General features: G+C 73.6%; 15 protein-coding genes. 5 read left to right on the plus strand and 10 right to left on the minus strand.

The window, feature by feature from the left end:
* Positions 1-124: 124 nt before the first annotated feature.
* From NYF13_RS13930 to NYF13_RS13955, 6 genes are all read right to left on the minus strand, one after another.
* Positions 125-5,053, minus strand: coding sequence for a non-ribosomal peptide synthetase (locus NYF13_RS13930; protein WP_315656792.1), 4,929 nt, complete (start codon positions 5,051-5,053; stop codon positions 125-127).
* A 13-nt stretch (positions 5,054-5,066) separates the two neighbouring features.
* Entirely contained in the window at positions 5,067-5,804 is a 738-nt protein-coding gene (locus NYF13_RS13935) for a thioesterase domain-containing protein (protein ID WP_315656794.1), read from the minus strand.
* A complete protein-coding gene (locus NYF13_RS13940) occupies positions 5,801-5,998 on the minus strand; it encodes an MbtH family protein (RefSeq protein ID WP_315656795.1) in 198 nt (65 codons plus the stop codon). Before NYF13_RS13940 ends, NYF13_RS13935 begins: the two co-directional genes overlap by 4 nt.
* Positions 5,999-6,003: 5 nt before the next feature.
* A complete protein-coding gene (sbnB, locus tag NYF13_RS13945; protein WP_315656796.1) occupies positions 6,004-7,023 on the minus strand; it encodes a 2,3-diaminopropionate biosynthesis protein SbnB in 1,020 nt (339 codons plus the stop codon).
* A gap of 23 nt (positions 7,024-7,046) precedes the next feature.
* Complete coding sequence (gene sbnA / locus NYF13_RS13950; RefSeq protein WP_315656797.1) at positions 7,047-8,063, minus strand: 2,3-diaminopropionate biosynthesis protein SbnA; 1,017 nt, start codon at positions 8,061-8,063, stop codon at positions 7,047-7,049.
* A 71-nt stretch (positions 8,064-8,134) separates the two neighbouring features.
* Positions 8,135-9,280: a hypothetical protein gene (locus NYF13_RS13955; protein WP_315656798.1), complete on the minus strand. Its 1,146-nt coding sequence runs from the start codon at positions 9,278-9,280 to the stop codon at positions 8,135-8,137.
* 225 nt (positions 9,281-9,505) lie between these two features.
* Between NYF13_RS13955 and NYF13_RS13960 the strand changes: the two genes are divergently transcribed.
* From NYF13_RS13960 to NYF13_RS13980, 5 genes are all read left to right on the plus strand, one after another.
* Entirely contained in the window at positions 9,506-10,906 is a 1,401-nt protein-coding gene (locus NYF13_RS13960) for a hypothetical protein (RefSeq protein WP_315656799.1), read from the plus strand.
* A 9-nt stretch (positions 10,907-10,915) separates the two neighbouring features.
* Positions 10,916-12,202, plus strand: coding sequence for an MFS transporter (locus NYF13_RS13965; protein ID WP_315656800.1), 1,287 nt, complete (start codon positions 10,916-10,918; stop codon positions 12,200-12,202).
* Positions 12,203-12,290: 88 nt separating this feature from the next.
* On the plus strand, positions 12,291-13,157 hold the full coding sequence (locus NYF13_RS13970; RefSeq protein ID WP_315656801.1) for a hypothetical protein: 867 nt from the start codon (positions 12,291-12,293) through the stop codon (positions 13,155-13,157).
* Complete coding sequence (locus NYF13_RS13975) at positions 13,148-13,591, plus strand: nuclear transport factor 2 family protein (RefSeq protein ID WP_315656802.1); 444 nt, start codon at positions 13,148-13,150, stop codon at positions 13,589-13,591. The genes NYF13_RS13970 and NYF13_RS13975 overlap by 10 nt, the downstream gene beginning before the upstream one ends.
* 37 nt (positions 13,592-13,628) lie before the next feature.
* A complete protein-coding gene (locus tag NYF13_RS13980; protein WP_315656803.1) occupies positions 13,629-15,032 on the plus strand; it encodes an aldehyde dehydrogenase family protein in 1,404 nt (467 codons plus the stop codon).
* A gap of 141 nt (positions 15,033-15,173) precedes the next feature.
* On the opposite strand, the gene NYF13_RS13985 is transcribed toward NYF13_RS13980, so the two are convergent.
* From NYF13_RS13985 to NYF13_RS14000, 4 genes are all read right to left on the minus strand, one after another.
* Positions 15,174-15,851, minus strand: coding sequence for a DUF1345 domain-containing protein (locus NYF13_RS13985; protein WP_315656804.1), 678 nt, complete (start codon positions 15,849-15,851; stop codon positions 15,174-15,176).
* A gap of 99 nt (positions 15,852-15,950) precedes the next feature.
* Positions 15,951-16,415: a vitamin K epoxide reductase family protein gene (locus NYF13_RS13990; protein ID WP_315656805.1), complete on the minus strand. Its 465-nt coding sequence runs from the start codon at positions 16,413-16,415 to the stop codon at positions 15,951-15,953.
* A 36-nt stretch (positions 16,416-16,451) separates the two neighbouring features.
* The gene (locus tag NYF13_RS13995) at positions 16,452-18,281 is read right to left on the minus strand and encodes a hypothetical protein (RefSeq protein ID WP_315656806.1); all 1,830 of its coding nucleotides are present in this window, start codon (positions 18,279-18,281) and stop codon (positions 16,452-16,454) included.
* A gap of 58 nt (positions 18,282-18,339) precedes the next feature.
* The gene (locus NYF13_RS14000; protein WP_315656808.1) at positions 18,340-18,702 is read right to left on the minus strand and encodes a hypothetical protein; all 363 of its coding nucleotides are present in this window, start codon (positions 18,700-18,702) and stop codon (positions 18,340-18,342) included.
* Between the last annotated feature and the right edge of the window lie 72 nt (positions 18,703-18,774).

The raw sequence follows: 18,774 nt of genomic DNA on the forward strand, positions 1-18,774 counted from the left end.
GCGGCCAGGGCCCGTTCTCCCCGCCCGGAAACCGTTCCGGCGCGGGGAGAACGGGCCCTTTCGGCGTCGTGCGGCGCCGGAGGGCGGACCGGCCACAGTGGACGGATTGGCCGGTCCGCCGCGCTCACGGACGGCCGTCGGCTCCCAGCGCCTGGGCCAGTCCTTCGAGAGTGGGGTTCCGGAAGACCAGGGCCGGCGGGACCCGGCGCCCGAGCCGTTCGCCGAGCCGGACCGCGACCGTGGTGATGGTCAGCGAGGTGCCGCCGACGTCGAAGAAGCCGTCTTGTGGTCCGAAGTCGTCCTCGACGCCCAGGCACTCGCGCCAGACTTCGGCGACGAGGAGCTGATTCTTGGTCGCGGCGCGGTGGGTGCCCGGACGCGCGGCGGGCGCCGGGCTCGGGTCGGGTAGCGCTTCGCGGTCGACCTTGCCGTTCGGGGTGAGGGGGATCCGGCTGATCGTGGTGTAGCTCTGGGGCAGCATGTACGGCGGGAGCTGCGCGGCCAGGTGCGCGCGCAGTTCGGCCGGGCCCGGGGCGGGCCGGCCGGTGTGCTCCGGGATCAGGTAGGCGGCCAGCCGGTCCGCGCCGCCGCCGCGCACGGCGACGACGCATTCGGCCACGGCGGGATGGCGCTGCAGGGCGGACTCGATCTCGCCGAGTTCGATGCGGAAGCCGCGCACCTTGACCTGGTGGTCGTTGCGGCCGAGGAAGACCAGGTTGCCGTCGGGCAGCAGCCGGACCACGTCGCCGGTGGGGTACATCCGGGACCCGGGCTCCGCGGCGTACGGGTCGGGCAGGTACGCCGCCGCCGTGCGGGCGGGCCGGCCGAGGTAGCCCCGGCCGACCGCGCTGCCGCCGACGTACAGCTCACCGCGGCAGCCCGGGGCGACCGGGCGCAGCCGCGGGTCCAGCACGTAGAGGCGGGCGTTGTCGGTCGCCCGCCCGAACGGGACGCTCGGCCGGTGGCCGTGCCGGTCGAGCAGCTCCTCGGTGATCGGGCAGAAGGCCGAGGTGATGGTCGCTTCGGTGGGCCCGTACTCGTTGAAGACCCGGCACCCCGGCGCGGTGACGGACAGGAGGCGCCGGGCCACGTCGTGCGGCACGGCTTCGGCCCCGGTGAACACCAGGCGCACGGAAGCGAGCCGTGAGGCGGGGTCGGCGCCGGAATCCAGCAGCACCCGCATCTGCGAGGGGGTCGCGTTGAGCGTGGTGATGCCGCGTTCGGCGACCTCCCGCAGGAATTCCCCGGGGTCGTAGGCGGCGGTGGGGCCCGCCAGGTGCAGTTCGGCGCCGGACACCAGGCACTGGAAGATCTCCCAGACCGAGTTGTCGAACGCCACCGAGTGGTTGAGCAGGGCCCGGTCCTGCCCGGTGAGCCGGCTCAGCCGCTGGTTCCAGGCCAGGAATCCGGTGATGTTGGCGTGGGTGATCGCGACGCCCTTGGGGTCGCCGGTGGAGCCCGAGGTGTAGATCACGTAGGCCAGGTGGTGCGGTTGCGGCTCCTCGATCGGCCCCGGGTCCGGCCCCGGGTCCGCCCCGGGCTCCTGGTCCACCGCCACGAGCCGCACGCCGTCGCCGAACAGGGCCGAGGTGGGGTGGCGCGGGTCGGCCACGACCAGGCGGACGCCCGAGTCGGCCAGCAGGTAGCGCAGCCGTTCGGCCGGGTAGCCGGGGTCGAGCGGGACGTAGGCGCCGCCCGCCTTCAGCACGCCCAGCAGGGCGATCACCAGCTCCACCGAGCGTTCGAGGCCGACCGCGACCAGGCTTTCCGGGCGCACCCCCTCGGCCCGCAGCTTCCGGGCCAGGGCGGAACTGCGGCGGTCGGTCTCGGCGAAGGTGAGCGACCGCCCGGCCCCCACCACGCAGAGCGCGTGCGGGGTGGCCCGCACCTGCCGGTCCCAGAGCCGGACCAGGGTGCTGGGCCCGGGCAGCGGCTCGGCCCGGCCGGTGGCGGCGCGCAGCTCGTCGGCCGTGACGAGTTCGAGTTCGGACAGCGGGGTGGCGGGACCGGACACCATCTGCTCGATCACCCGCAGGAAGTGGCGGCCGAGGCCGCGCACGAAGTCCGCGTCGAACAGGTCGGTGGCGTACTCGACCGAGACGCCGAGGCCACCGGCAACGTGGTCGGTCACCTCGACGGCCAGGTCGAAGCGGGCGGTGCCGAGCCGTCCCTCCAGCTCCCTGCGGTCGCAGAGCTCGGTGAGGTGCCCGGCCGCCGGCTCTTCGTGCAGCGCGAACAGCACCTGGAACAGCGGGTTGCGGCTCAGGTCGCGCTCCGGGCCCAGCTCCGCCACCAGCTTCTCGAAGGGCAGCTCCTGGTGCGCGTACGCCTGCCGCGCGACTTCGCGGACCCGGGCCAGCAGCTCGCGCCAGGTCGGATCGCCGTACAAATCGGTGCGCAGGACGACGGTGTTCACGAAGTAGCCGACCACCTCGTCCAGCTCGGGGCGCGTCCGGCCGCCGACCAGGGTACCGACGGCGACGTCGCGCTCATCGGCGTAGCGGCCGAGCAGCACCTGGAGGGGAGCCAGCAGGCCCATGAACAAGGTGATGCCCTCGGCCCGGCACAGCGCGCGCAGCCGGTGCGCCAGTTCGTCCGGGACCCGCAGCAGCTCGCGGCGGCCGTGGTGGCTCGCGACCGGCGGCCGGGGGCGGCTGGTCGGCAGCTCCAGGGCCGGTACGCCGGACAGCCGGGCCCGCCAGTAGCTCAGCAGCCGCTCCAATTCGGCGCCGCTCAGGCGCGCCCGCTGCCAGGCCGCGTAGTCGGCGTAGGTCACCGGCAGCGGCGCGGAGCTCGGGCGGCGACCGGCGGCGAGGTCCACATAGGACTGGCCCAGCTCGCGCACGATCAGGTCGACCGACGCGCCGTCGCAGACCAGGTGGTGGATGGTCAGGAGGGTGAGGTCGCGGCTCGGGGTGCGCAGGACCTCCGCGCGCAGCAGCGGCGGGTGGTCGAGGGAGAAGGGAGCGCGGATCAGCTCGGTCATCAGCGCGTCGAAGTCTTCCTCGGTGACCTCAAGAAGGCGCAGGGGCACCGGGGCCGGTTCGCGCGGTTCGGGCCGGGCGTGCCCGTTTTCGGTGGTGAACGCCGTGCGCAGCGCGGGATGCCTGCGCACCAGCGCGGACAGGCTCTCCCGCAGCAGATCCGGGTCGACGCGTCCGCCGGGCGGGCCCAGGACCACCGGCAGGTGGTAGGCGGGCACCGAATCGTTGAGCTGCTCGAAGATCCAGATCCGCTCCTGGCCGAAGGACAGCTCGGCGGTCGCCGCCGGCGGGATCGGCTCTTCGGCCGGCGGGGCCACGCCGTCGAGCGCGGCGGCGAGCGCGGCGGGGGTCGGATGGGCGAAGACCGACTGGACGCCGACCGCCACGCCGAGTTCCGCCCGCAGCCGGGCCACGGCCCGGACCGCGGCGAGCGACTGGCCGCCCAGCCCGAAGAAGTCGTCGTGCGGCGAAACGGTTTCGAGTCCGAGGACCTCGGCCCACACCCGGCCCACCGCCGCGGTGCGCGGCGGCAGCGGCTGGTCGCCCGGGGCCGGCCCGTCCGCCCGGACCGGGTGGTACGGGATCCGCCGGGCGGCCTCGCGGTCGGCCTTGCCCGCGGGGGTGCGGGGCAGGGCGTCGAGCACGGCGTAGCCCTGGGCCACCATGTGCGCGGGCAGCCGCCGGGCGAGGTGGTCGCGGACCATGCGGGGCAGGTCCCCGGCCGCGTCCCGCCCGGCCGGCGCGGGCACGAGGCAGGCCACGAGCCGGTCGCCCCCGGCCGCCTCGCGGTCGACGACGGCCACCGCGTCCGCGACCAGCGGGTGGCTGCGCACACCGGCCTCGACCTCGCCGAGTTCGATGCGGAAGCCGCGCACCTTGACCTGGTCGTCGGTGCGGCCCAGCACTTCCAGCGCGCCGTCGGCCGACCACCGGGCGAGGTCGCCGGTCCGGTACAGGCGTCCGGGGGTGTCGCCGAACGGGTCGGGCACGAACCGGTCGGCGGTCAGCGCGGGCCGGTTGAGGTACCCGCGCGCCACGCCCGCGCCGCCGATCCACAGCTCCCCGGTGACCCGGGGCCCGGCTTCCCGGCCGTTCTCGTCGACCACGTGCAGCCGGGTGTTGGCCAGGGCCGTGCCGACCGTGACGCGGCCGGCCACGACATCGATGCGGGCGGCGGTGGACCACACCGTCGCCTCGGTGGGCCCGTACAGGTTCCACAGGGCGCCCCCGGTGGCGAGCAGGTCGCGGGCCAGGGGCGGGTCGAGCGGTTCGCCGCCCGAAAGCAGCACCCGGCCGTGCCCGGCGGTCCAGCCGGAAGCCAGCAGCATCCGCCAGGTGGTGGGGGTGGCCTGGACGACGCTCACCCCGGTCCCGGCGATGGTGGCGGCCAGCAGCTCCGGGTCGGTGTTGGCGCCGGGCGGGGCCAGCACCACCGTCGCCCCCCGGGTCAGCGGCAGGAACAGCTCCAGGATCGAGATGTCGAACGACAGCGGGGTCAGCGCGAGGACCCGGTCGCCCGCGTCGAGACCGGGGCGCTCGGCCACGCTCCGCAGGAACGAGGCGACCGCCGCGTGGCTGACCGCGACCCCCTTGGGCACGCCGGTCGAACCGGAGGTGTAGATGACGTAGGCCAGGTGCTGCGGGTGCACCGCCGCGGGGCGGGCCGCGGCGGGCCCCGTGGGGAAGTCCTCGGCCGGCAGCACACTGTCCACACCGGACTCCAGGGCCTGGGTCCGCCGGTCCGCGTCGCACAGCGCCAGCGCGACCCCGGCGTCGGAGGTCATGTGCCGCAGCCGGTCGGGCGGGTAGCCGGGATCGAGGGGCAGGTAGGCGGCGCCCGCCTTCAGGATGCCGAGCAGGGCCACCACCAGCTCGACCGAGCGGCCGAGGCAGACCCCGACCAGGTCCTCCGGGCCGAGGCCACGTGCCCGGAGTTCGGCGGCGAGCGCGGTGGCGCGGCGGTCCACTTCGGCGTAGGTGGCGCGGCGCGCTCCCGCGACGACGGCGACCGCGCCGGGGGCGGCGGCGGCCTGCTGCTCCCAGAGCGCGACGAGGGTGGTCGGCGTCATGGACGGTCCTTTCTCAGCCTCGGGCCGGGAAGGCGCGGGTGATCGTCTCGGCCAGCTCTTGCTCCGCGCCGCGCACGTACAGGTGGGGGGCACCGGGGAACAGGTGCAGGGCGAAGGCCGCCGTGGTGTGCCGGCGCCAGGCGAGCAGCTCCGGTTCGCTCACGGTCTCGTCCGCCGAGCCGGCCAGCACCGTCAACGGGCAGGGCAGGGGCGCCTCGTCCCGGTGCGCGTGGGTTTCACACAGCGTCAGGTCCGCGCGCAGCAGGGGCAGCAGCAGCTCCTGCAGCTCGGGATCCACCCCGTCGAGCTCGGCCGTGGCGAGCAGTTCGCCGTCCGGCAGCGCGTGCCGCGGGTCGCGGTCCGGCAGGCCGGGGGCGCGCATGCCGGACAGGAACAGGTGCTCGGGCAGGCGCGTGCCCAGCCGGCGCAGCCCCCGGGCCGTCTCGAAGGCGATCAGGGAACCCATGCTGTGCCCGAAGAAGGCGTACGGCAGGTCGGTGTGCTCCGCGACCAGCGGGGCGAGCGTGGCCACGGCCTCGTCCAGGCAGGTCAGGGCCGGTTCGCCGAAGCGGCCCTCGCGGCCGGGTAGCTGGACGGTGCACACCTCCACGGGGTCCGGCAGGTGCGGCGCCAGCCGGTAGGCGGAGGCCCCGGCCCCGGCGTGCGGGAAGACGAACAGGCGCCGCTCGGCGGTGGGGGCACCGCGGCCGAGCCCGCGCAGCCAGGCCGTCGCGGGGTCCGCGGTGGTCATCGGGACGTCCGCACCGAACGCGGGGCCAGGTCGGTCCACACCCGCTCGATGTGGTCCAGGCACTCCTGGCGGGTGCCCCGGGCGCCGGTGGCGGTCCAGCCGGCGGGCAGGGCGCGGCCGGCGAACCAGACCGAGTACTGCTCCTCGTCGTTCACCACGACGACGTACTGGTCGGAGGCGGGTGCGGCGCTCACGGGCCTCAGTCCTCCGCCCCGGTGAAGAACCCGCTCTCGCGGTGGCCCCGGCCCGCGGCGACGACCCGGTCGTGCACCCACTGGCCGACGGCGAGGTCGAGCACGCCGAGCCCGAACGGCGAGAAGACGGCCGGGCGTCCGGGATCCCGGCGCCGCCGTCCGCGCAGCAGGTCGCCGAGGGTGCCGTCGATGAAGTCCCGGTTGCCCGTGCGCTGCTCGGTCAGGTGCAGCGAAGTGCGCTCGCGCACGGCGTGGTCGACGTCGTCGGTGAAGTTCTGCGCGGCCAGGATCAGCTCGGGGGCCAGGTCGCGCAGGGACAGGTGCAGGACCACCGGGTGGTGGGCCAGCAGGCAGGGGTCGTGCACGTGCGGCTCGCCGGCCACGGTGGTCAGCAGCACCAGGTCGCAGTCGGTGAACGCGTCCTCCACCCGGTCCGCCACCACGATCTCCGCGTCGGCCGCCCCAGCCGCGCTGCCGATCGCGGCGCCGAAGCGGTCCGCCGCCGCCGGGTCGAGGTCGAAGAGCCGGAAGCCGCCGATCTCCCAGCCGAGTTCGCGCAGGAACCGCCACACGTGCCGGGCGATCAGGCCGGTGCCGACGATGCCGACCCGCCGGGCCCGGCGGGTGCCGAGCAGCGTCTGCGCGCCGAGCACCGCCGAAGCCGCGGTCCGGGTGGCCGAGACGATCGAGGACTCCAGGCAGGCGAACGGGTAGCCGGTGGCGCAGTCGTTGAGGATCAGCGTGGCCGAGGCGCGGGGGAGGCCGCGGCGGGTGTTGTCCGGGAAGCTGGCGATCCACTTGTTGCCGGCGACCTCGAACTCGCCGCCCAGGTAGGCGGGCAGGGAGATGATGCGGGAGCGGTCCCGGTGCGGGAAGCGCAGGAACGAGCTGTGCGGGTTCGAGCTGTCCCCGGCGTCGTGCACGAGGTAGGCCGCCCGGACGACCTCGGTCAGCTCCGGGCGGTGGCGGTCGATCTCGGCGGCGATGTCGCCCGCGCCGATCACCGTCATGAGCGGTGGGGCCATTGTGGACACTGGATGGTCCTCCTTCAGCTGATGGCCAGGGCTCCGGCTTCGGTGGTTCGTGCCGCTTCGGCGCGCAGCGCCCGGACCCAGTCGGGGTCGTAGACGGTCCGGGCGTAGGCGTGGCCGCGGTCGGCGGCGATGAAGGCGACCCGGGGGCGGTGCCCGGTGGGCCGGTGCCGGGCGAAGTAGTCCTGGACGGCGGCGTAGGCGCTGCCCGTCGAACCACCCGCGTACAGGCTGTGCCCGGCGGCCATGGCGGCGCAGGCCTCCACCGCGCGCACCTCGGGCACGATCTCGATTTCGTCGATCAGCGCCTGGCCGGCCAGCGGCGGCTCGATGCTGGAGCCGATGCCGGGGATCCACCGCTTCTTCGGCGGGCCCCCGAAGATCACCGAGCCCTCGGTGTCGACCGCGACGACCACGCAGCCGGGATAGGTCTCCTTGACCCGGTGGGAGAGCCCGGCGATCGTGCCGCCCGTGCCCACCCCGACGAACAGGTAGTCGAGCGGGCCGGCCTGCGCGATCAGCTCGGCCGCGGTGAACCGGTAGTGCGCGTCGCGGGCGTCCGGATTGGCGTACTGGTTCGGCCAGTAGGCCAGGTCGAGTTCGGTCATCAGCTCCCGCACGCGCGAGAGCCTGGTCTTCAGGTAGCCGCCGGCCGCGTCGGCGGCGGAGACCTTCTCCACCCGTCCGCACAGGAGCCGGAGCTGGGTCTCGGTGGCCTCGTTGCAGTTCGGGTCGATCACCGGCACGAACCGGATCCCGAGCGTCCGGCAGTAGAAAGCGAGGGCCAGCGCGAAATTCCCGGAGGAGGACTCGACCACCGTGGTCTCCCCGGTGATCTCCCCGCGGCCGATGGCCTGTTCCAGGATCCACATCGCCGAGCGGTCCTTGCTGCTTCCGGCCGGGTTGCAGAACTCCAGTTTCACGAAGAGGTCGCAGTCGTCCTCCGTCAGGGAGATCAGCGGGGTTTCGGTGAGACCCGCGCGGATCTGCCTGGCCCGCTCGACCAGGACTCGCTCAGCACGCCTAGGGGGCATGGACCGATCCTGACACGGTCGCGCCCGGGACGGCTCAACCGCGACTCAAGCGCGGTCTCCTCGCGCGGGCCTCAGCAGTACGGCTTCCAGAGCTCGTGGTCCAGAGCTTCGGCCACGGCGGGCGAGGATTCGCCCAGACCGGCGAGCTGCGCGCGGTTCTGCCGTCGGATCTCGGCTTCGTGGCCGGCCAGCGGGCTGTCCTCGGACAGGTCCAGCAGCCACAGTGGACGCAGTGTCGCGCCCCGCAGCACTTTCCCCTCCGCCGAGCCGGCGCCCGCGTGCATCCGGCGCACGCCGGGGAGCCGCGCCCCCATGTAGTAGGTGAGGTTGAAGTACTCGCAGGCGGAGACGAGCCGGTCGTGGTCGAGGCCGTGCGCGCGCAGGTAGACGGTGTCACCGCACCGGTAGTACAGGCAGAACCCGACGGGCGGCTCGCCCGGGCGCGCGCACAGCGCCACCTGGGCGCGGGAGCCGGCCAGCTCGCCCTGTTCGCGGAAGGATTCCGCCAGCGGGGCCAGATCGACGGACCGGCCGTGGTGGAGCAGCGAACCGGCCAGCAGCCGGGCGGCGTCCGGCCAGCACTCGGCGAGCGTCCGGTGCTCCACCTGGTATCCGGCCTTCTCGAACTTCCGCGCCTCGCTGCGGATCCGGCGGGCCCGGTGCGCCGAAAGCGATTCCAGCCATTCTTCGTAACCGCCCGGCGGAACGTCGATCCAGGCGTCGGTGGTCAAGGCGACCGGAACGGTCTTCGCCCCCGCCGCGCGCAGCGTCCGGACGTCGTCCGTGGTCAGGTGCATCGCCACGCGGGCGATCGGCTCGTCGTGCCGGGGCGGGCGCAGCGCCCGGACCGCGGCGAGCACCTCGGCGGCGGCCTCGACCCGATCGGTGCCCTCCTCGGTCAGCAGGTGGGCCAGGTAACCGCGGCGCTGGCCGACGAGCAGTCCGGCCGGGCCGGGGGCGGGCAAACCACGCGCGGCGAGGATCTCGTGCCACCGCATGTCCGGGGTGGCCGCCTCGGTCACCGCGGCCACGGGGACCGCGGCCCGGCCCCCGTCCGGGGTCGCCACGCTCAGCCCGCCGGAGACCGCTCCGGGTTCGAGGGCGCAGATCCGCAGCCACAGCGCCGAGGAGTAGAACCGGTCGCCGGCGAGCCGATCCCACTCGGCGTCGCCGATCCCGCCGACGGCGTCGGCGAAGGTGTCCGTGATGGCGGGCATGGGGCCTCCCGTTGAGTCCCGGCTGGATCGGGCCCGTGCTTCGCGACCGCAGAAGCGTTCTGCCCCAGTCCTTCGAGCCGCCCATTGATAACACAGATCCGGCGGGCCCACGGCGGCGTCCGGCCGGCGGTTGAGCCGCAATTGAGTGGGGTCGCCAGGTGCGGTGCGACGATGACCGCGGTGGGCCGCCGGGCCCAGTCGTGATCGGGCGGGGATGGAGGATTCATGTCGGCGGAGCGGGTGGCAGCCCAGTACAACGAAGATTTCCGGGCGCCGGGCAGCGATCTGCGCGAGGTCGTCCCGCACGTCCGGAAATTCCCGACGCTCGCGGTGTGGAACGGGAAGTACCTGGCCCGGCCCCTGTTCGTCGACGAGGGTGAGATCCGGCGGTTCGACGAGGACCTGCGGCACCTGATCGAGCTCACGCTTTCGCTGCCGGAGCGGGTGTTCGGCGGCGACCTGGACGGTTTCCGCTCGCTGCTCGGCATCGGCGACGGCCGCTGGGAGGCGATCCGGCGGTTCGGCGATCTGCGCCCGCCCTGCTTCGGCCGGGCCGACATGTACCACGACGGCACCTCGTTCAAGCTGCTCGAAACCAATCTGGGCAGCGAATCCGGCGGCTGGGCACTGGCGAGCGAGATCTCACAGGCGATGATGGAGGTCGAGGCTTTCGCCGGTTTCGCGCGCCGGAACCGGCTCGGCTACGTGCACCCCATCCGCGCCGTGGCGGAGACGCTGCGCCGTTTCGGCGCCCAGGTCGCCCCCGGACGTGAACCGGTGGTGGCCCTGCTGGAATGGCGGGGCGGGCTGGAGGTCTACGGCAAGCTCTGGCTCAACTTCCAGGCCGCGCTGCGCTCGGCGGGCCTGGACATCCTGGTGGCCGAGGTCCCCGACGTGCACGAACGCGACGGGGCGCTCTACCTGGGGGATCAGCGGATCGACGTGGTCTACCGCGCCTTCGTCCCGGACCAGATCGCCGAGGAGCCGGGGGGCTGGGAGCTGGCCGCCCCCCTGCTGCGCGCGCACCGGGCCGGCCGGATGCACCTGTGGACCCCGCTCTCGACCAACGTCTTCGCCAACAAAGCCTGCCTGGCGCTGCTTTCGGACCCGGTGCGGCGGCGCGGGCTCGGCGCGGACGAGTGCCGGCTCATCGACCGGGTGCTGCCCTGGACGCGGCTGATCACCCCGGACGTGCTGCGGACCGACCGCGCACTGCTCGGCGAATGCCTGGAGCGGCGCGAGGAACTGATCCTGAAGGTCAACTCGCGCGGCGGTGGGGTCGGTGCCGTGGTCGGCTGGGAGACGGACGACGCGAAGTGGCGGCAGGCTCTGCACGACTCCGCCGGCGAAGGCTGTGTCGTGCAGCAGCGGGTGCGGCCCCGTCCGGAACTCGTGGTGGACCCGGTGTCCGGGAAAACCGAGGAATGGCACGCGGCCTACGGACTGTTCTACACCCCCCAGGGTTTCGCCGGACTGCGCGCGAAGGCGGTGCCGGCCGGTTCGGGCAGCATCATCTCCTTCACCTCGCACGAGGACGCGCACGCCGCGGCCGTCTTCCACCAGCGCGAGCCGTCCGCCGGGGTGGACCCCCGGCCGCACGAAGCACCCGCCGGCGCGGCGAAGTAACGAGTAGCCGTGACCGGGCAGCACTCTTCGGCGTGGCAGCGGATCCAGGCGGCCTGGGGCCTGCCGGACCTCGCGGGGAAGGGCCGTTTCGTCTCGGCCAATCTGATCGACAGCCTGGGAAACGGGCTGGTGATGGCCTTCACCGTGGTCTTCTTCGTGAAGACGACGTCGCTGTCGCTGGTCGCCGTGGGTACCGCGCTGACCGTCGGCCAGCTCCTCTGCCTGCCCGTCGCGCTCTGGATCGGGCGGATGCTGGACCGCCACGGCCCCCGCGTCGTGGTCGCCGCGGGCAACTGGATCTCGGTGGCCGGGTTCACCGGTTTCCTGTTCTCGCACGAGGCCTGGCAGATCGTGCTGGGGCAGTTCGTGGTGCAACTGGGCTCCACCGCCTTCTGGATGGGCAGCAGTCCGCTCGTGGTGCTGGTCGCCCGGGGCGGTGAGCGGGCTCGCTGGTTCGGCTTGGTCCGGGCGCTGCGCAATGTCGGCGTGGGGTTCGGCGCGGCCGCGTCCGCGGTCGCCCTGAGCCTCGGGAGCACCGCCTGGCTGCGGGCGATCATGGTGGTCAACGTGGTCACGTTCGCCCTCGCCGGCTGGCTCGTGCTCACCGTCCGGGCCACCGGTGCCGCGCCCGCCGGGCCGCGGCGGGCGGCGGCGGAAACCAGCGCACCGGCCTCCGTCGGCAGCGTGCTGAAGGACCTCCGTTACCTGCGGCTGGTCGCGTCGAACATCGCCTTCGCCTTCGCCTCCGCGGTGCTGAGGGTGCTGCTCGCGGTCTACCTGGTGGACGAACTGCGCGTCGGCTCCTGGATCGCCGGTGCGCTGGTCGTGCTGAACACGGTGATGGTCGCGCTGCTCCAGACGCTCGCCAGCCGGTGGATCGAGACCCGCCGGCCGGGGACGGTGCTGGCGCTGGCCCTGCTGCTCAACGCGGTGGCGTTCGCCGTCTTCGGCGTGCTGCTCGTGCTGCCCGGCTGGGCGGTGATCGCCGGGCTGCTGCTCGCGATGGTGCTCTACACCGCGGCCGAGATCCTCGGTTCGCCGCCGACCAGCGAGCTGAGCGTGGTGCTGGCGCCCGCGCACCGGCAGGGCCGGTACCTGGGGGTCTACCAGCTCTCCTGGTCGGTCGGCAGCGCCGTCGCCCCGGCCCTGCTCACCGCGCTGCTGGCGGGCGGCGCGGCGCTGCCCTGGGGGTTCCTCGCCGGGATTTGCGTGCTGGCCGTACCGCTCGTGGCCGGACTCGGCCGGCCCCCCACCGGCGCCACGCCCCTCACGGTGAACCACTCCGAGCCGGCGTGAAGGGAGCCCCCACCGTGACCCGTCCGTCCGATGAGGACACCCGGAGCCCCGCACCCACCACTGCCGACCCACTTCGAAGGAGCAGGACGTGACCTCCACCGCGCAGACCCAGACCACCGTCGAGCCCGTCACCGGCTGGAGCGGTTCCCCGGACTACTTCACCGTCCGTGAGTGCTCCGGGTTCGACCCGCGAGCCGTCGTGGACGTGCTCCGGGGCAGGACCGCGGGGGTGATGTTCCGCGGCATGATCGACCCGCAGACCTGCGCGACCCTCGCCGGCCGGTTCTGGGACAGCCCGCACCGCCGCACCCGCGGGGTCGAGGCCCCGGGGTACTTCCTGGGCGCCTACCACTACCACAAGACCACCCGGGCCTACCTGCAGGAATCGGCGGCGGCGGCCGAGGCCGTCGACGCGGTCCTCGACGGCCCCGGAGACCCGCTCCGGCGCTTCTACGACGGACTGGCCGACGTGCTCGCCGCGGACGGTGTCGACGTGCGCCGCGCCCGGCACGACGGCGCCCAGGCCTGCCGGGGGCTGCTGCGCTCCTGGCACGGCCAGGGCGAGTACGCCCTCGCCCCGCACGACGACCGTTCGCAGTGCACCGAGCCGCAGCAGGCGGACTTCGAGATCCAGCGGGTGGTCGGCCACCAGGTCGCGGCCCTCAACATCTGCCTGGAGAACGGCAACGGCGGGCGGCTGGCCTACTGGAACATCCAGCCGGACGACGCGAGCAAGCGCCGCCTCGGCCTGCACCACACCGGCTCGCCGTATCCCCTGGAATCCCTCCGGGGGATCGAAATGAAGTGGATCGAGGTCAACCCCGGTGACGTGTACGTCTTCAACGGCGCCCACGTGCACGCCGTGGAGCCCAACACCGACCCGGAGCTGCGGCGCACCACGCTGGCGGGCATGTTCGGCTTCGCCGACGACTCGACCGTGGTCTCGTGGACCTGAGCGCAGCCGCCGCCGGGGCCGCCGCCCGGCCGGACCAGCCCGATCGGAGGACCCGCACCGTGACCACCCTGACCCCCGCGCCGCGCACGCCGCAGCGGCTCATCACGGACCTGTTCAGCGTCATCGACGAACGCCGGTGGGACGAGCTGGCCGAGGTCTTCGCCCCCGGCTGCGTCTACGAGCGCCCCGGCTACCGGCCGCTCTCCGGCCTCGCCGACATCGATCACTTCTACCGCCACACCCGGATCATCTCCTCCGGCCGGCATCTCGTCGACCGGGTCGTCGCCGACCACGGCTCGGCCGCCTGCTGGGGCCACTTCACCGGCCAGGACCGCTCCGGGCGCCCGCTGGAGGAAGGCTTCGCGGACGCCTACCTGGTGCAGGACGGGAAGATCGTCCGCCGCACGACGTACTTCTTCCGCGCCGCCATCTGAAGCGGCGGTTCCCGCACCCGAGCAGAGGGGATGTCCCATGGAAACCGCCCAGTCCGCCCCGGCCCCGCTCACCGACCCCAGGACCGGAGCACCGCTGGCCCGGCCGCCCCTGCTGCCGCTGACCGCGGTCGAGCCGGTGGCGCGCACGGCCGCCGCGGCCTTCCCCGGATGGGCGCGGACCCCGATGCCGGAGCGCTGCGCCCGGGTCCTGGACCTGGCCGGCCACTGGGAAAGGGAGTTCGGCGACCTCGCGCCGGCGTTCAGCCGTGAACACGGCAAGACCGAGGCGGAGGCCGCCGCGGAGCTGGCCCGGGCGGTCGAGATGCTGCGCTGGAGCGCCACGGCCGCCCCGGAGCTGACCCGCGCGTCGCCGCTCACCGATCGCGCGGGGGCCGAACGCGAGGTCCGGGTCGAGCCCGCCGGGCCGGTCCTGGCGATCGTCCCGTGGAACTTCCCGGCGGTCGTGCTCGCCCGCAAGCTCGGCCCGGCCCTGGTCCTGGGGTGCAGCGTCGTCGTCAAGGCCCCGGACGAGACCCCCGGGGTGGCGTCGGCGCTCGAGCGGGCCGTCACCGCGGCCGGGCTGCCCCCGGGCACGGTCCAGATCGTGCACGCGAGCCCATCGGTGTCGAACGCCCTGGTGCGGCGCCCGGAGTTCGCCACGGTGAGCTTCACCGGCTCGACCCGGGCCGGCCGGGAGGTGGCCGCCGCGGCCGCCACCCAGCTCACCCCCTGCGTACTGGAACTCGGTGGCCACGCGCCCGCCATCGTCACCGCGGACGCCGACCTCGATGCCGCCGTGGCCGCGCTCGCCCCGGCGAAGTTCGGTTCGACCGGGCAGAGCTGCGCCGCCCCGAGCCGGTTCCTGGTCGACCGCCGGGTTCACGACGCCTTCGTGGAGAAGCTCATCCGATGCGCCCCGCTGTGCGACAACCTGCGGACCCCCTCCGGAGCACGGGGCACGATGGGTCCGCTGAACAACGCCCGCCAGCGGGACCGCGTCCACGCCCTGGTGGTCGAGGCCGTGCGCCGGGGAGCCCGGCTGCGGCTCGGCGGGGTCGTCCCGGACGGGCCCGGCCACTACTACCCGGCCACGGTCATCACGGACCTGCCCCGCGACGCCCGAGTGCTCGAAGAAGAACCGTTCGGCCCGATCGCGCCCGTGCTCGCCTACGACGACGAGGACACCGCCATCGCCTGGGCGAACAGCACCGACTACGCGCTGTCCGCCTACGTCTTCGGCGACCCCCTGCGCACGGAGCACCTGTGCCGCTCGCTCGAAGCCGGCAGCGTGTCCCTGAACTGCGCCGCGGGCGCGGCCCCGGACGCCCCGCTGGGCGGCCGCGCGGCCAGCGGCTACGGCTACGAGGGCGGTCAGCAGGGTCTGCTGGCGTTCGGCCGGCTGAAGATCCGGCAGCAGCAGGTGGCCCGCACGCCGTCGTGACCGGGCTGCGACCCGGCGGAGGCCGCGCGCTGCCGGTGAAGCCGAGCGGTACGTGGTGGCGTCCGGTGTCGCCGGGACTGTCCACTTCGGACCGAGGCGGAATTCACGGCAGGCGATGCGGCCGGGGCCACCGGCCCGGGTTCACTGCGTGGCGAAGGTGGTCACGATGGACACGGCCGCCGCCACGATGAGGGTGTTGAAGACGAAGGCGTAGAGGCCGTGCACGAGGACCTTGCGGCGCATGGCCCGGCTGGTGACTTCGACGTCGGTGGTGCCGAAGGTGGTGCCCACGGCGACGGCGAAGTAGAGGATGTCGTCGGTGGCCCATTCCTCGTCACCGGGGAAGCGCAGGCCGCCGTGTTCGGCCTGGGTGGTGAGGTAGACGACGGTGAAGCTGGCCTGGACGGCGACCCACCCGGTGACGACGGCCGCCAGGCCCAGGATCAGCACCGGCGGGCTCAGGGTGTGCTGGCGGATCGCCGAAGGCAGCACGCCCATCGAGGCGACCAGGGCGATCACCGCCGCGCTCTGCGGGAGCACCTGGGACGTGCGTCCCAGCAGCAGGTTGGTCATCTTGCCCGGCTGCAGCGCGGCGGTGAGCGCGCGCACCTGGGCGGCATCGCGGTGCCGGTAGGTGAGCCAGGTCAGCACCAGGTAGGTCGGCGCGAACAGGTCCCACCCGATCAGGTACTGCATCGCGAGGCTGTCGAAGGCCAGTGCCCCGAGGACCCCCGGGACCAGCGCGATGACCTGCCGGCACCATTCCCGGTGCCACCAGCGTGGTCCGCTGTCCCGTCGCCGGTCGGATCCGCCGTGCAACCGAAGGCCGCCTCTCTCGGAGCCGGTACCCGTCGAGGCACCGGCCGCTACCCGTGGCGTACCACGGTAAGGCGTGCACTCCGGCCGGGGCCGGGAGGGTCAGGCCGGAGCCGACCGGGCCCTGAGGTCCAGCGGGAGGACGAGCACGGCCAGGGCGACGGTGATGACGTGCACCGCGGTGCACCATTCGCAGATCTTGCCGATCACGCCCAGTTCCACCGTGACCAGGTACGCCACCGTGAGCAGGCCGGCGATGAGCGCGCCCGTCCGCAGCCGGCCCACCAGCGGCCACCGTGATCGCCACGCCCGCGGTGTGGTGAGGGCGGCCATCGAGGCGAAGAAGGGCAGTCCGAGGACCGCCACCGGGATTCCGGCGACCACCGATTCCGGGCTGGAGGTCACCGCCGCGCAGTCGACGACGCGGTTGACCGAGCAGGCCAGCGTGGCGTTGGCGGTGTAGTGGTTGACCGTCATGTACGTGGCGATGGCGAGGCCCGCCACCGCCAAGCCCAGGGCCGCCGTCGTGCGCCAGGTGGCCGGTGGTGCGGTGCTGGTGGCGATCATGCGCGAGAACTCCTGGGGAAGAGGGCGGGGTGGGAGTCAGGTGTGGCAGAGGGACAGGAGCACGAACAGGCCGAGCGGTCCGCAGTCGGGGGAGGTCCGGGTGGCCGGTGGCGTCTGGGGCTGCTGGGCCGGCGGGCCGGTCGAGGGGCTGGCGGCCGGGGGCGGGGTGGTGCGCTCGTCGGCCGGGGCGGCCGGGCGATGAGCGGTGGAGTGCGCCGGTTCGTGCGCAGCGTGTCGCTCGGCCGAGCCCGGCGGCTTGGTCGAAGCGGGTGGCTGCGCGTCCGCCGGTTCGGGCGGGTGGACCGGGGAGGAGGTTTCGGTGGTGGGGACCGGACTCGGGCGCGAGGGAAGGGTTTGCGTAGGAGCGGTCAAGCCCGAGGCCGGGTGGCTGGGCGGGGTGGAGTCGCCCGGCAGCAGGATCCAGAACGACAGGGCCGCCACGACGGCCACGGCCCCGGACCAGATCACGACCAGGCCGGCCGGTTGCGGGTGGGTGGTGCTCCAGTCCCGCAGCAGCCGGCCGGCCCGGACGACGATTCCCCGGGCGAGCTGGAACAGGACCAGCGCGATGCCGATCAGCGGCAGCAGCAGCAACAGGATCCGCACGGTCGTCGAGATGGCGTTCAGCACCGGTGAGCCACCGTCGGCGGTACCGACCAGGGCGATGATGGTGACCCAGTCGGCGCGGACGAGATCCGGTAGCTGCCAGAAGATGTAGCCCAGTTGCAGTGCGAGGGCCGGTACGATCAGCAGAACCCACGCGGTCACCAGGACCTGGGGCCAGCGCTTGAGCGCGGAGAGCTGCTCGTCGGCGGGGCGGCGGAGCACGGTGCGGCTGATGATCGGCCGGATGAACTTGAAGAGATCGGGGATTCCGACGAGGTCGGACACGATGTAGTAGCCGTCGAACCGCAGGGTCGGCAGCAGCTGCTGGATGATCTCCAGGTTGACCGTCAGCACGGCCACGAGCAGGGGGGCGTAACCGGTCGAGGCGTACAGCCCGGTCAGCACGAGCAGGCACAGCCCGTTGAAGTACACGCCGCCCAGGTCGGTGCGGATCCGCCCGGCGCGCGAGAGCCGGTAGGAGTTGGTGACGTCGGTGAAGAACGCGGGCCAGACGAGGTACAGGCCGCACCCCATCACACCGGGGGCGGCGCCGCTGTAGCGGCAGGCCGCCGCGTGCCCGAACTCGTGGATCGCGGTGGAGACGATGGCCAGCACGACGATGACCAGGATTCCGGCCGGTTGCGCGATCGTGTCCCGCATCGCCCCGGACAGGTCCTGGGTGGCCAGGGCCCACGCTTCCGCGGCCACGATCGCGAGCACCATCAGCACCTGCACCAGCGGCTGGAACAGCCAGCCGAACAGCCCGCCGATCACCCACGTGCCCCGGGCCGAGAGCAGGGTCATGCGCACCCGCAGGCCCAGCGCGGGGGTGGGGCGCTCCAGCTCGATCGAGGTCCCGTCGGAGAAGGTGGTGATCCCCAGCGGCGCGAGCTTGCGATCGAGCAGGAACACGATGTGGTCCCGGCCCAGCAGCAGCCCGCTGGCCTCGCCGACGCGCTGGGCGACCTCGGCCAGCACCCGCTCGGTCCCGCCCCCGGCCGAGTTCTCCGGCTGGGCCTTCTCGTACGCCTCGGCCAGCACGACCACGACCAGGTACAGCAGTTGCGGCAGGCGGACGATCTGGCCGTCGGACCGGGCGACCAGCTGCGGTGGCTCCCGGTACCCGGTGCCCTGGAACTGCCCGACCAGTTCGGTGCCGGTCAGGATTCCGACCGGTCCGTGCTCACCGAGCGCCCCCACCTCGCCCGAGCGGAGAGCGGCGGTCGGCTCGGCTGCGGCGAGCGACGGCGAGGGGCACATCGATGTCCTCCAAAAACCTCGGGCAGGCGAAGCTCACGGCCCCGTCCGCGGAGGCTGATCAGTAGCGAGTGGTGATGGCGGCGGGCGTGCACGTGGTGGTCGTGTAGGCGGGCTGCCCGAGGCCGATGAGCCCGATCACCCCGCCGGTGCCGGAGCTGTGCGTGGTGGCGCACGCGTAGTACACGGTCGAGCCGTGCCCGTCGGAGACGGCCAGCCGGCCCGGATCGGGCTGCGCCGAGAAAGCCTGGGCGACCGCGGACGAGGAGGAACCCCCGCCGGCCGGGTGACCGGCCGCCGGGACCGGCTCCCCGAGGCCCGGGATCACCGAAGTCAAGGCCGACAGCACTTCCCTGACCGGCAGTACCTCGCCGCTGAGCGCGTCCAGGAAGGCGTCGTCGAAGGGGGCTGCGGACGCGGTCATCACTACTCTCGTTTCATGGGGCGGCTTCTCCGGCCCGCGGCCCGCGGGGGCGCAGGGTCTTCAGCCGGCGGA

The sequence above is a fragment of the Amycolatopsis sp. PS_44_ISF1 genome, from assembly GCF_032335455.1.
Lineage (GTDB): Bacteria > Actinomycetota > Actinomycetes > Mycobacteriales > Pseudonocardiaceae > Amycolatopsis.